The 12,665-nt window shown below is 72.5% G+C and carries 13 protein-coding genes; 8 read left to right on the top strand and 5 right to left on the bottom strand.

Translation table 11 applies throughout. From position 1 onward, the window contains the following. Positions 1–829: sodium:solute symporter family transporter (locus PV410_RS02515; protein ID WP_500321983.1), on the top strand; the 829-nt coding region annotated here is incomplete at its 5' end. Between the two features lie 114 nt (positions 830–943). Here PV410_RS02515 and PV410_RS02510 read toward each other — a convergent pair. Beyond that, a complete protein-coding gene (locus PV410_RS02510; RefSeq protein WP_500321982.1) occupies positions 944–2,410 on the bottom strand; it encodes an MFS transporter in 1,467 nt (488 codons plus the stop codon). Positions 2,411–2,500: 90 nt separating this feature from the next. After that, positions 2,501–2,905 carry a VOC family protein gene (locus PV410_RS02505; protein ID WP_500321981.1) on the bottom strand — a complete coding sequence of 135 codons (405 nt, stop codon included), beginning with the start codon at positions 2,903–2,905 and terminating at the stop codon, positions 2,501–2,503. Between the two features lie 84 nt (positions 2,906–2,989). On the opposite strand from PV410_RS02505, the gene PV410_RS02500 reads away from it, so the two are divergent. Next, positions 2,990–3,598: a YdbC family protein gene (locus PV410_RS02500; protein ID WP_500321980.1), complete on the top strand. Its 609-nt coding sequence runs from the start codon at positions 2,990–2,992 to the stop codon at positions 3,596–3,598. A gap of 39 nt (positions 3,599–3,637) precedes the next feature. Here PV410_RS02500 and PV410_RS02495 read toward each other — a convergent pair whose 3' ends face one another. Further along, on the bottom strand, positions 3,638–4,429 hold the full coding sequence (locus tag PV410_RS02495) for a VOC family protein (RefSeq protein WP_500321978.1): 792 nt from the start codon (positions 4,427–4,429) through the stop codon (positions 3,638–3,640). A 210-nt stretch (positions 4,430–4,639) separates the two neighbouring features. On the opposite strand from PV410_RS02495, the gene PV410_RS02490 reads away from it, so the two are divergent. The 3 genes from PV410_RS02490 to PV410_RS02480 all read left to right on the top strand — a co-directional run bounded on the left by PV410_RS02490 (position 4,640) and on the right by PV410_RS02480 (position 8,115). Then, a complete protein-coding gene (locus tag PV410_RS02490; protein ID WP_499514451.1) occupies positions 4,640–5,305 on the top strand; it encodes a phosphoglycerate mutase family protein in 666 nt (221 codons plus the stop codon). 55 nt (positions 5,306–5,360) lie between these two features. After that, a complete protein-coding gene (locus PV410_RS02485) occupies positions 5,361–6,263 on the top strand; it encodes an ADP-ribosylglycohydrolase family protein (protein WP_500321977.1) in 903 nt (300 codons plus the stop codon). A gap of 214 nt (positions 6,264–6,477) precedes the next feature. Further along, entirely contained in the window at positions 6,478–8,115 is a 1,638-nt protein-coding gene (locus PV410_RS02480) for a DUF4153 domain-containing protein (protein ID WP_500321976.1), read from the top strand. A gap of 59 nt (positions 8,116–8,174) precedes the next feature. Here PV410_RS02480 and PV410_RS02475 read toward each other — a convergent pair whose 3' ends face one another. Then, positions 8,175–9,722: an MFS transporter gene (locus PV410_RS02475; RefSeq protein ID WP_500321975.1), complete on the bottom strand. Its 1,548-nt coding sequence runs from the start codon at positions 9,720–9,722 to the stop codon at positions 8,175–8,177. Between the two features lie 110 nt (positions 9,723–9,832). Here PV410_RS02475 and PV410_RS02470 point away from each other — a divergent pair, with 110 nt between their 5' ends. From PV410_RS02470 to PV410_RS02460, 3 genes are all read left to right on the top strand, one after another. After that, positions 9,833–10,426: a TetR/AcrR family transcriptional regulator gene (locus PV410_RS02470; RefSeq protein ID WP_500321974.1), complete on the top strand. Its 594-nt coding sequence runs from the start codon at positions 9,833–9,835 to the stop codon at positions 10,424–10,426. A gap of 94 nt (positions 10,427–10,520) precedes the next feature. After that, a complete protein-coding gene (rnhB, locus tag PV410_RS02465) occupies positions 10,521–11,216 on the top strand; it encodes a ribonuclease HII (RefSeq protein ID WP_499514456.1) in 696 nt (231 codons plus the stop codon). A gap of 59 nt (positions 11,217–11,275) precedes the next feature. Next, positions 11,276–11,914, top strand: a complete 639-nt coding sequence (locus PV410_RS02460) for a hypothetical protein (RefSeq protein WP_500321972.1) — start codon at positions 11,276–11,278, stop codon at positions 11,912–11,914. Here PV410_RS02460 and PV410_RS02455 read toward each other — a convergent pair whose 3' ends face one another. Then, the gene (locus PV410_RS02455; protein ID WP_500321971.1) at positions 11,915–12,511 is read right to left on the bottom strand and encodes a hypothetical protein; all 597 of its coding nucleotides are present in this window, start codon (positions 12,509–12,511) and stop codon (positions 11,915–11,917) included. Positions 12,512–12,665 lie beyond the last annotated feature (154 nt).

Here is a 12,665-nt window from a genome sequence, read left to right as displayed (position 1 = left end):
CTCGGCGCTCGCGCTGTTCATGTACCCGCACTCCATCACCGCCGTGCTCTCCAGCCGCAGCCGCGACGTCATCCGCCGCAACACCACCGTCCTGCCGCTCTACACCTTGATGCTGGGTCTCCTCGCAGCCCTCGGCTTCATGGCCATCGCCGCAGGCGTGCAGGTCGGCAACACCCAGCTGGCGATCCCGCAGCTGTTCGAGAACATGTTCCCGTCCTGGTTCGCGGGCGTGGCCTTCGCCGCGATCGGCATCGGCGCGCTGGTGCCGGCGGCGATCATGTCGATCGCCGCGGCCAACCTGTTCACCCGCAACATCTACAAGGACTTCCTCAAACCGGACGCCACCCCCGCGCAGGAGACCCAGGTCTCCAAGGTGGTCTCGCTGCTGGTCAAGGTCGGCGCCCTGATCTTCGTCCTCACCATGGACAAGACGGCCGCGATCAACTTCCAGCTACTGGGCGGCATCTGGATCCTGCAGACCTTCCCGGCCCTGGTCGGCGGCCTGTTCACCCGCTGGTTCCACCGCTGGGCACTGCTGGCGGGCTGGGCCGTCGGCATGGTCTACGGCACCTGGGTGGCCTACGGCGTCGCCAGCCCGGCGCAGAAGCACTTCGGCGGCTCCTCCGACACCATCCCCGTCATCGGCCAGATCGGCTACATCGGCCTGACCGCCTTCGTGCTCAACCTGGCGGTCACCGTCGTCCTCACCTTCGTCCTGCGGGCCCTGAAGGCCCCCGAGGGCGTGGACGAGACCAGCAAGGCCGACTTCACCGCCGACGCCGGCGACCCCGGCGTGCAGAAGGACCTGCCGGTCGCCGCCGGCCACTGACCGCCGCTCCGGCCACGATCACGGGCCGCCGCCCTGGGACGGGGCGGCGGCCCGTGATCGTGGCGGCTCCGGATGCCGCCGTCGTGGGCAGGAGCGGCTGCGGGCCGCTCGCCGTCAGGCCGGCGGAGGGACGTCCCGTTCGCGCCGCGGCCGCAGTATCACCAGCGCGAGCACGAACGCCGCGGCCAGCAGGGCCGCGCCGGTGCCGAAGGCGAGGCGGAAGCCCGCGGTGAGGGCGGACGCGGTGTCGTGCCCGTCGGCGACGAGGGCGTGCGTCCGGGAGCCGGCGAGGGTGGACAGGACGGCGACGCCGAGGGCACCGCCCACCTGCTGGGTGGTGTTGAACAGGCCCGAGGCGACCCCCGCGTCCGCCGGCCCCGCGCCGGACATGCCGAGCACCGTCAGCGCGGAGACGGCGAGGCCGAAGCCGGCCGCCAGCAGCATCGTGGGCAGCAGGTCGGCGGCGTAACCGGCGTGGACCGGCAGCCGGGTGAGCAGACCGAGTGCCACCACGAGCAGGGCGAGCCCGGTGAGCAGGACGCGGCGCTCGCCGAAGCGTGCGCTCAGCCGGGCGGAGAGCAGCAGCGAGACGGTGCCGATGGACAGCGCGGCGGGCAGCATGGCAAGCCCCGTGGCGGCGGCACCGTACCCCTTGACGTTCTGCAGGTAGAGCGCCATGAGGATCTGGAAGCCGAAGAGGGCGGAGATCATCAGCACTTGGACGAGGTTGGCCCCCGAGACCTCGCGCGAGCGGAACATGCGCAGCGGCAGCAGCGGGGACGCGGCCGTCGCCTGGCGGACCACGAAGGTTCCCAGGAGCGCCACGGCCAAGGCGGCGAGGCCGAGGGTGCGTGCGGAGGCCCAGCCGTGACCGCCGGTCTGGACGATCGTGTAGACGCCGGTCATCAGTCCCGTCGTGACCAGGAGTGCGCCGAGGGCGTCGGCGCCCCGGGCGGGGGGACGTGCCGGGTCGGGCTCCAGTACGCGCACCGCCAACAGCGCGGCCGCCAGCCCGATGGGCAGGTTGATGAAGAAGATCCAGTGCCAGCCGGCGGCCTGGGTGAGCACACCGCCGAGCACCTGGCCGATCGACGCCCCGGCGGCGCCGACGAAGCTGAACGCGCCGATGGCCCGGCCGCGTTCACGGGGTTCGGGGAAGAGTGTGACGAGCAGGCCGAGGCTGACGGCTGAGGTCATCGCGCCGCCGACGCCCTGGAGGAAGCGGGCGCCGATGAGCACGGCCTGCCCGGTGGCGAGGCCGCACAGGAGGGAGGCCCCGGTGAAGACGGCCAGCCCGGCGATGAACATCCGCTTGCGTCCGAGGAGGTCGCCGAGCCGGCCGGACAGCAGGAGCAGCCCGCCGAAGGCGATCATGTAGCCGTTGACGGTCCAGGTCAGGTCGGCGGAGGAGAAGTGCAGGTCACGCTGGATGGCGGGCAGTGCCACGGTGACGATGCTGCCGTCCAGGATGATCATCAGCATCCCGGCGCACAGGACCGCGAGGGCCAGTCCGCGGGATCGGTGGTCGGGGGTGGCTCCCGTGGTCGCCGCCGCGGGCGAGAGCTGTGCGCGTAAGGGCATGGCGTCGTCTCCTGGTTGTCGGGGACCCAGGTAAGACGCTAGCAGATGGTTTTGTTGAAGACTATTTGTTTCGGGCCTTCTGAGGCCCGGTCAGTACGACTGGAGCTCCACGAGGCTGCCGTCCGGTGTGCGCAGATGCGCGGTCCGCAGCCCCGGGCCCCACTCGGGCCGGTCCCGGGGTCCGGTGACGACGCTCGCACCGTGCGCGGTCAGCTTCCCCGCGGCCGCCTCGACGTCGTCCACCCGCAGGACGAGCATGGCCGCGTCCTGTGCGGGGGCGTGCGCGGGCAGCGCCTCGGTGCCGATCGTGCGGGCGAGCGCGGCGCGGGAGAAGAGGGTGAGGGCGGCCTCGCCGCCCAGGTCCCAGTTGGCGTATCCGGCCTGCGGGGTCACCTTGACGGGCTCTATGCCGAGCAGGTCGCGCAGGGCTGCGGTCCAGAAGCGGGCGGCGGTGCCGAAGTCCTCGACGAGGAGGCGCGGGTACAGGGCGTCCATGGCGTGATCGTATTCCTCTCCCGTTCAGGGGAGTTGGTCCTTCGATGGGGCGGAAGGTCCACCGGCGGGCCATAGGATGGCGCGGTGCTGGTGAAGTGGATTCGCTGCGGAATCGTCGATCGCGCCGGATTCGAGCGCGGGCAGCGGAAATGGGCCAACGGGCTCATGGGGGAGCCGGGGTTCCGGGGGCAGGGCGGTGGCTGGAGCCGCAGCCAGCCGGGCGTCGCGCACCTCTTCGCGTTCTGGGAGGACCGCGAGTACTACGACGCCTTCATGGCCGGCGCGCACGACCGCCTCGCGGCCGCCCAGGCCGGCACCTACGAGAGCCTCGGCGTCAAGCTCTTCGAGCACCGTCTGGACGTCAAGGTCGGCTTCCGCCCCCGATTCGCCGACAGCGACCTGCTGCGGCTGGCGCACTGCAAGGTGCGGCCTGACCGCGTCGAGCACTTCGTGCTGATGCAGGAGAAGGTCTGGAACCCGGCCATGGCCGGCTCCCCGGGGATGCTGCGCGGGGTCTTCGCGCAGGGACCCGCGTCCGACTTCCTGGTGCTGTCCATGTGGGACTCGGCGTCCGAGCACGCCAAGTACCGGGACGGATCCATCCTGCGACTGTCCGAACGCGCCGATCTCGACGCCGACGTGCTCACCGTCGCCGGTGACGTCGTCGACCTGGAACAGGCCTGGTCGATATGACGGCACGGCGACTGGGGACCGCCCCGGGAGCCGCCGCGGTCAGCCCTTCCCGCCCTGCGCGGGGCGGGTGATCACCGAGAAGTACGCGCCGTGCGGGTCGTCGAGCACGGCGACCCGCCCGACGTGCTCGAGGTCGAACGGCGGCACGGAGACGCTGCCCCCGAGCTCGGTGGCCCGCGCGGCGGCCGCGTCGGTGTCGGTGACGGAGAAGTAGTGCATCCAGTGCTGGGGTATCTCCTGCGGCCAGGCGTCGTTCATGAGCAGGATGCCGCCGAACTTCCGGTCGGTTCCCTCCACTTCGAGCTCGGTGTACGAGCTGTCCCCGGCGAACGGGTGGGTCTCGCCCGTCCAGCCGAAGACGTTGCGGTAGAAGGCCCGGGAGCCCTCCACGTCCCGGGTGTTGAGCTCGATCCAGCACAGCGCGCCCGGCTCGTCGAGCAGGCCCGCGCCGCTGAACCGGCCCGGCTGCCACGCGGCGAACTCCGCCCCGTGCGGGTCCGTGAACTGCGCGAAGCTGCCCTGGTCGAAGACCGCCATCGGCGGTACGCACACCGAGCCGCCGGCCGCCTCGACCGCCTTGGCCGTGTCGGTCACGTCGCTCGTGGCCATGTAGGTGATCCACCGCGGCCGGTCGCCCTCGGCCATCACGGGACCGACGGCCGCCACGTGCTCGCCGCGCAGGCTGAAGAAGGTGTACCCCCCGGCCTCCGGAGGGCCCGCCTGGGAGTCCCAGCCGAACAGGCCGCCGTAGAACGCACGGGAGGCCTCGATGTCGGGACTGCTCAGATCGGTCCAGCAGGGTGTGCCGGGAACGAACGACGTGGTCTTCATGACGGCCTCCAACCGTGGCGCGCGTACGCGCCCCCCTCTTCATGCTGAGTCTGAGGTACGCCACTGACAATCGGGGGCGGGACGCCCGGCCTGTGGACGGAGCCGGCGACCGTCGCCCGGGGACCGCAGCAGGCCTGCGGCGGGGGCTGCCCACGGCCCGCGCCGGGGACCGCCGCGACCTTGCGCGCGCGTACGAATTACAGTGAGGCCATGGCCCGACCGCGTCGCATAGTGCTCATCAGGCACGGAGAGTCCCAGGGCAATGCCGACGACACGATCTACGAGCGGGTGCCCGACCACGCGCTGACCCTCACCACGAGAGGCGAGGAGCAGGCCCGCGCGGCGGGCCGGGAGCTTCGGGAGCTGTTCGGCGAGGAGCGGGTGCAGGCCTTCGTCTCGCCATACCGCCGGACGCATCAGACCTTCCACCTGCTCGGCCTCGAGCCGTGCCGTACCCGCGCCAAGGAGGAGCCCCGGCTGCGCGAGCAGGACTGGGGGAACTACCAGGACGCCGAGGACGTGCAGCGGCAGCGCAAGGCCAGGGACGCCTACGGCCACTTCTTCTACCGCTTCGCCCAGGGCGAGTCCGGGGCGGACGTCTACGACCGGGTCGGGTCCTTCCTGGAGACGCTCTACCGCGCCTTCGACAAGCCGGAGTTCCCGCCGAACGTCCTGCTCGTCACGCACGGGCTCACCATGCGGCTGTTCTGCATGCGATGGTTCCACTGGACCGTCGACGAGTTCGAGTGCCTGTCGAACCCCGACAACGGCGAGACGCGGATGCTGCTGGCCGAGCCCGACGGCCGGTACCGGCTCGACCGGCCCTTCGCCCGCTGGCGGACCACCGACTCCGACCTGGCGCGATATCACGGGTGAGATTGCGCACAGGACGATTGACCCGGGTGGCACCGGATGTCAGAGTTCTCCCGCCATGACCGCTGACCCCCGTGACCTCCCACGCCGCCGCGCGCTGTCCAGCCTGCGCGGTCTCGCCCTGGGCGACGCCCTCGGCTCCCAGTTCTTCGTGCCGGCGCACTACCCGGCGCTGCAGGGCCGCAGGCTGCCGCCGGGAACCTGGCAGTGGACGGACGACACCGAGATGGCGTGCTCGGTCGTCGCGGTCCTGGACTCGCACGGCGCCGTCGACCAGGACACCCTGGCCGCCTCCTTCGCGGCGCACCACGACTTCGACCGCGGCTACGGCCCTGGCGTGAACCGGATGCTGCGGCTGATCCGGCAGGAAGGCGCCGACTGGCGCACGCTCGCCGCCGAGATGTTCAACGGCCAGGGTTCCTGGGGCAACGGCGCCGCCATGCGCGTGGCGCCCCTGGGCGCCTGGTACGCGGGCGAGCCGGAGAAGGCCGCCGAGCAGGCCGAACTGTCGGCGTACACCACCCACCAGCACCGCGAGGCCGTCGTCGGCGCGATGGCCGTCGCGGCCGCCGCCTCGCTCGCCGCGGACCCGGCCGGCCCCGGCGACCCCGTGGACCTCATCACCCGCGTCGTGGCGCTGCTGCCGCGCAGCGCCGTGCACGCCGGGCTGCGCCGCGCCGTCGACATGCTCGACTACGACGACGTGGCCACCGTCGCGGCCGTGCTCGGCAACGGCCGCCGCACCAGTGCGCACGACACCGTCCCCTTCGCCCTGTGGTCCGCCGCCCGGGGCCTGGGCGACTACGAGGGCGCCTTCTGGACCACCGCCCGCGCGGGCGGCGACGTGGACACCACCTGCGCCATCGTCGGCGGGATCATCGCCGCCGGCGCCGGTGGCGAGCCCCCGCGGGAGTGGCAGGAGCGGTGCGAGCCCCTGCCGGAATGGCTGCCCGCCGGCTGAGCCGCGCCCCGGCCGCCTGCGGGCCTCCCAACCCTCTGCATTGTCACGGCCCTGTCACAGACTGCGCCCTCGGGCCCGTACCGCGCTTGCGCAGCTCGTCGGCGCGCCTAGCCTGTCGGCCACGCCGTCCGGCCGATCTTCGCCGGACGCGCAGTCGAGCACCGGTCCCGCGCGCAGCCCCCGGGCGCCGTGCGACCGGCGGGGAGGGGTTCTCATGTCCGACACGCCGTCCGACGCCGCGCCGACGGCGCAGGCACCCGCGCAGGCACCGCTGCAGAAGCAAGGTCCACCCGTCCATCCGGCGCCGCCGTACCCGCGTCCCTGGACGCCCCCGCCACCGCCCCCGCCGCCCGCGTGGGTGATCGCGAGCCGGTCGCGGACCCCACGCGCCGCACGTCCCGCCGTGCTGTGGACGGCGCTGCTCACCGGTGTGCTGGCCGCGACCCTGCTGCGCGGCGGCCTGGGGATCAACCTGTTGCTGGTCAGCGTGCCCGCCGCGGCCGCGGCCGCGGTCGCCGCCCTCGACCACGGACGGCGGCTGCGGCCCTGGTCGGCCCTGTGGGCGGTGGCAGGCCTGATGCTTCTGCTCATTCCGGCACTGCGGGACGCCTGGTGGCCGTCGTTCCTGGCCGTCGTCGCCGCCGCCTTCCTGGGCTCGCTGGCCCTGCACGGCGGCCGCCGCTGGCCGGGCGTCCTGCTCGGCGGCGCCGGGCTGTGGTTCGCTCCGGCGCCCGCGATCGGCTGGGCGCTGCGCGGGCTGCGCGAGCGGTCCGCCCACGACCGGAGCCGGCTGCTGCCGATGCTGAAGACCGTCGGCGTGACCGTCGTGCTCCTCGTCGTCTTCGGCGCGCTCTTCGCGGGGGCCGACGCGGCGTTCGCCGACCTGCTGGGCGACCTCATGCCCGATGTGACCGTCACCGACCTCCCCCTGCGCGTCCTGCTCCTCCTCGTCGGGACGCTGTTCGCCCTCAGCGCGGCGTGGACCGCCGCGGCACCGCGCCGCTGGGACCGGATCGAGGTGAAACCGGGACGCGCGCGCCGGCGCGCCGAGTGGGCACTGCCCTTGGTCGTCCTCGCCGCACTGTTCGCGGCCTTCAACGCCGTCCAGCTGGCGGTGCTGTTCGGCGGCTACGAGAAGGTGTTGGCCAAGACCGGCCTGACCTACGCGCAGTACGCCCGGCAGGGCTTTTGGCAACTGCTCGTCGTCACCCTGCTCACCGTGGTCGTCATCGCCCTCGCGCAGCGCTGGGCGCCGCGCGGCACCGACCGCGACCGCGTGCTCGTGCGCTCCGTCCTCGGCACGATCTGCGTGCTGACCCTGGTCGTGGTCGCCTCCGCGCTGCGTCGCATGGACCTGTACGTCGACGCGTACGGGCTGACCCGGCTGCGGATCTCGGTGGCGGGGGTGGAGCTGTGGCTCGGGCTGCTGATCGTCCTGGTCATGGCGGCCGGGGTGTTCGGCGCGCGCTGGCTGCCGCGCGCCGTGGCGGTGAGCGCCGCAGCGTCCGTCCTCGCCTTCGGGCTGGTGTCGCCCGACGCCCTCATCGCCGACCAGCAGGTGAGCCGCTACGAGAGCACCGGCAAGATCGACCTGGAGTACCTGCGGCACCTCTCCGCGGACGCCGTCCCGGAGCTGGACCGGCTGCCGGAGCCGCAGCGCTCCTGCGCCCTGGAGAAGATCGTCGAGCACCTCTACGAGGACGGCACCGAGGCCTGGTTCACCACCAGTCTGGGTGAGGTCCGGGCGCGGTCGCTGCTCGACGGGCGGCCGGCGCAGACCGGCGGCCGGCCGTGCGACGCGGCGGGGCTGCCGGGCTTCTACGACGAGTGGGGCGACCCGGTCTTCCCGTGAGGTGGAACGCCGTGTGCCGCCGCCCCGGCCTCCCCTCGGGCCGGGCGGCGGCGCCGGCGTCAGGCCGCGGGCATGCCCGCGCTGCCGCTGAGCGCCTCCAGGTCGCTCTTGCGGACCCGGATCACGAACAACGCCGTGACCAGGGCGAGCGCGACGAGCCCCACGGCCGCGTAGAACGCGGTCGAGATGCCGTGCGCGAGGACCTCGTGGCCCCACGGCGGCGGCAGTTCGTGCGTCCGCTGGAAGGCGGCCTGCTGCTCCCGGGTGGCGTGCGCCAGGAAGTCCGGGACGAGAACGGTGGCCTTGTCGCGGCTCGCGGTGCCGAACACCGTCACCAGGATGGACAGCCCGAGCGAACCGCCCACCTGCTGCATGGCGTTCAGGAGCCCGGAGGCGGCCCCCGCCTCGTGCTGGGCGACGCCGGAGACGGCCGTCAGGGTCAGCGTGACGAAGTTCAGGCCCATGCCGAAGCCGAAGAGCAGCATGGGGCCGAGCACCCCGCCCACGTAGCTGCTGCCGGGGTCGATCAGGGTCAGCCACGCCATCCCGGAACCGGTCAGCGCCGAGCCGGCCACGAGGAACGGCTTCGGCCCGAGCACCGGCAGGAAGCGGGTGGACAGCCCTGCCCCGGTGACGATCGCCGCGGTGACCGGGAGGAAGGCGAAGCCCGCCGCGATGGGGCTGTAGCCGAGCACGTTCTGCACGAAGATGACGATGAAGAAGAACATCCCGAACATGGCCGCGGCCAGGCTCAGCATCATCAGGTAGGTGCCGGAGCGGTTGCGGTCGGCGAACATCCGCAGCGGGGTGATCGGTTCCCGGGCCCGCCGTTCGATGACCACGAAGGCGCCGAGCAGCACGACGGCGGCCGCGAACGAGGACACGGTCAGGGTGTCCCGCCAGCCCGAGTGGGCGGCGCGGATGAAGCCGTAGACCAGCGAGGCCATGCCGAGCGTCGAGGTAACGGCTCCGGCGACGTCGAACCGCCCGGGGTGCCGCTGCGACTCGCTGATGAAGCGCGGTGCCAGGAAGGCGATCAGCAGGCCGATCGGCACGTTGACGAAGAACACCCAGCGCCAGTCGAGCCAGTCGGTGAGCATGCCGCCGGCCAGCAGGCCCACGGCGCCGCCGCCCGCGGAGACCGCGGCGAACACGCCGAAGGCCCGGTTGCGCTCCGGGCCCTCGGGGAAGTTGGTGGTGATGAGGGCGAGCGAGGTCGGCGAGGCTATCGCGCCGCCGACGCCTTGAAGGGAGCGTGCGGCGAGCAGCTGCCACGGCTCCTGGGCGAAGCCTCCGAGGAGAGAGGCGAGGGAGAACAGCAGGATGCCGAAGACGAACACCCTGCGCCGTCCGAGGATGTCGCCCGCGCGCCCGCCGAGGAGCAGCAGGCCGCCGAAGGTGAGCGTGTAGGCGTTGAGCACCCAGGACAGGTCGGTGGTGGAGAAGGAGAGCGCGTCCTGGATGTGCGGGAGCGCGATGTTCACAATGGTGGCGTCCAGCACGACCATGAGCTGGCAGGCCGCGATGACCGCGAGTGCGATGCCCGGCCTGCCGTCGCGTCGCGCGGCTCCGGGCTTTCGTGGTGAGGTGAGTTGCCCAGTCGTCACGAGGTCCCCCAGTCGGTGACTTAGTGAACGGTCGCGTTCACTGTGTACGACACTAGGGTGATGGTGGTAGTGAACGCAAGCGTTCACTAGAGAGTGAATGAGAAGGTGGCATGACCATGTCGCAGGGAGGGGGGACCCGCCGTCGCGGGCCCGTTCTGGAGCGGGCGATCCTCGGAGCCGCTCTGGAGCAGCTCAGCACGGTGGGCTGGCGAGGGCTGACCATGGAGGGCGTCGCAGCCGGCGCCCAGACCGGCAAGGCGGCCGTCTACCGCCGCTGGCCGTCCAAGCAGGCCCTCGTCGCCGACGCCCTGCAGACGGCCTTCCCCGAGGTCCCCGACGTCCCGGACCTGGGCGGCCTGCGGGAGGACCTGGTCTTCCTCGTGCTGCGGATGCGCGAGGCGATGTACTCGCGCGGCGGGCTCGCCCTGCGCTCGGTGATCGACGAGTGCGACCAGGAAGCCGCCCACTGCTTCGTACGGCTGATCATGGAAGGGGTCGTCGAACCCACCAAGCACCGCATCCTGGACGTGGTCCGGCGCGGCATCGAGCGCGGGGAGGTGAGGCCCGACGCCACCGGTGACATCGTCGCCGACGTGGTGCCCGCGCTGATGATGTACCGGTCGAAGATCGGCGGCCGGGAGATCACCGAGGAGGACCTGATCGAGGTCGTCGACCAGGTGATGCTGCCCCTGCTGCGCCCCTGACGCGGTCGCCGGGCCGGACGCTCGCGGCCTGCGGCCGTGCTCCCGAGACCTGCTCCCGGCCGGTCCAACGCGGGAGCGTAGGCTAAGCCTTGCCATGGTCCACGAACCCCCCACCCACACCGTCGAGCGCTCGCTGCGCGCGACCCTCGGCGCCAAGGTCATCGCGGGCGTCGACGAGGTCGGACGGGGCGCCTGGGCCGGTCCCGTCACCGTGTGCGCGGCCGTCACCGGGCTGCGACGGCCCCCCGACGGCCTCACCGACTCCAAGCTGCTCACCGTCAAGCGCCGTACCGCGCTCGCCGGTGCGCTCACCGGATGGGTGAACTCCTTCGCGCTCGGCGACGCCTCCCCGGAGGAGATCGACGCACTGGGGATGACCGCCGCGCTGCGGCTCGCCGCCACGCGCGCCCTGGACGCCCTGCCCGTGCGTCCGGACGCGGTGATACTCGACGGCAAGCACGACTACCTCGGGGGTCCCTGGCGGGTGCGCACGGTCATCAAGGGCGACCGCTCGTGCGTGGCCGTGGCGGCCGCGTCCGTGATCGCCAAGGTGCGGCGGGACGCGATGATGGCGGAACTGGGCGTGGACTATGCTCCGTTCGGCTTCGAGGACAATGCCGGGTACCCTTCGCCGGTGCACCGGGCGGCACTGGAGGAGCTGGGGCCCACCCCCCTCCATCGGCTGTCCTGGGCATATCTCGATACGCTGCCGCGTTGGCAGCACTTGAAGAAGGTCCGGGAGACCGTGGAGGCGGGGGAGACGGGTGAGCAACTCGGGTTCGACTTCTGAGCCGAGTTGTGACCTACCCGCCGCTGCGTTGTTCCGGTGCATTTGATAGACATCAGCACATGCCTCTCACCCCCGAGGAGCCTCAGATTCACGAGAGTGTCCCGGGTCCCCGCGTAGCCCCGGCCGCCGGCCGGCCCGCGCCGACCCCCCGCCCCGTACCGGGCCCCGGCCCCCGCCCCGCGCCGCCGCGTGGCGCCCCGGCGGCCAACGCCCGGCCCGGCCGTCCCGGTCCGGCCCGCGGACCCGTCGTACCCCCGCAGCAGCGTTCGCCGCGGGACGCCGAGGTCGTGGCCTCCGTCCCGTCCGGCCCGTCGGCGCAGATCCAGCTCATCCCCGCTTCGGTGGACGGCGCCCTCGACGCCGCCGACGAGGCCGTCGACCTGCTGCTGGACAGCGGGCGCGCTCCGGGTGAGGTCCTGGTGTTCACCACCGGCGAGCAGCACCCCTGGGCCGCCCACGAGCTGAGCTTCGGCGAGACGTCCTACTGGGCCCAGCACGACGCCGGCGACGACGTGTTCTACGCCGCTCACGACGCCGACCGCGCCAAGGGCCGGCCCGTGGTGGTCGTGGCCGTCAACGGCGGCTCCGACGAGACCGTGGCGCGTGTCCTGCCCTCCGCGATGGCGCGGGCCGGAACCCTGCTGGTCGTCTGCGGCGACCCGCAGCGGATCAACGCGCTGCTCGGCGTCAACGCCTGATCAGCGCGCCGCCGCGCGGCGCAGGGGCGGCGTCCCACTGGGACGCAGGCTCACTGCGCCGCGGCTCGTGGCCGACCAGGAGGTCGCGTTCGGGGAACGACCCGAACGGTCCTCGCCCTGCACCCGCCAGCCGTCTTCGGTCAGGGTGATGTACGAACCGGGGCGCAGCCCGTACAGCGAGCAGGCGTCGCGCAGTCCCCACATCCACGCACCGTCCACCTCGGTCCACCCCGCTCCGCCGTCGCGGCAGACGAGCAGGACCGCGGTGCGCACGGGCCTGCGCCGCCGCAGGTCGTCCGCGGTGATCCGGCGCAGGTGGACGAGGATCGCGTTGCGCCGTTCCCAGCCGTCGGTGACGCCGGGGCGCTGCGCGAAGGACGCGCTGGCCGTCAGCCGTTCGTCCGGGGAGTAGACCGCGACCACAGCGGTTCCCGGGGCCGGGAGGTGGCGTGTGTGGAGGTCCGTGACCACTTCGCGGGGGTTGATCAGCAGGGGGATGCCCGCGGCCGTCCATTCGGCCGGCTCCAGGGTGCGATGGCGTCCGGCACGGCGGGAGGAATTCACGGAAGCGGTTTCCGGAGCGAAGCCGATGGCCACGGTCCTCCCTTCGGGTATGCGTCCGCGACCGGGCGTGCGAGGGCATGCCGGTCGTGGGGCTCCAAGAGCCGATGCGGGGATCCAGACTCAATTGTTCCTGTCGCACACGCAGGCGGCAACGGTCATTTTGTCGACCTGTCTGTTATCTGACCCT

This window comes from Streptomyces sp. PA03-5A, from assembly GCF_033792725.1.
Lineage (GTDB): Bacteria > Actinomycetota > Actinomycetes > Streptomycetales > Streptomycetaceae > Actinacidiphila.
This window is presented reverse-complemented; position numbering and strand designations above follow the sequence as displayed.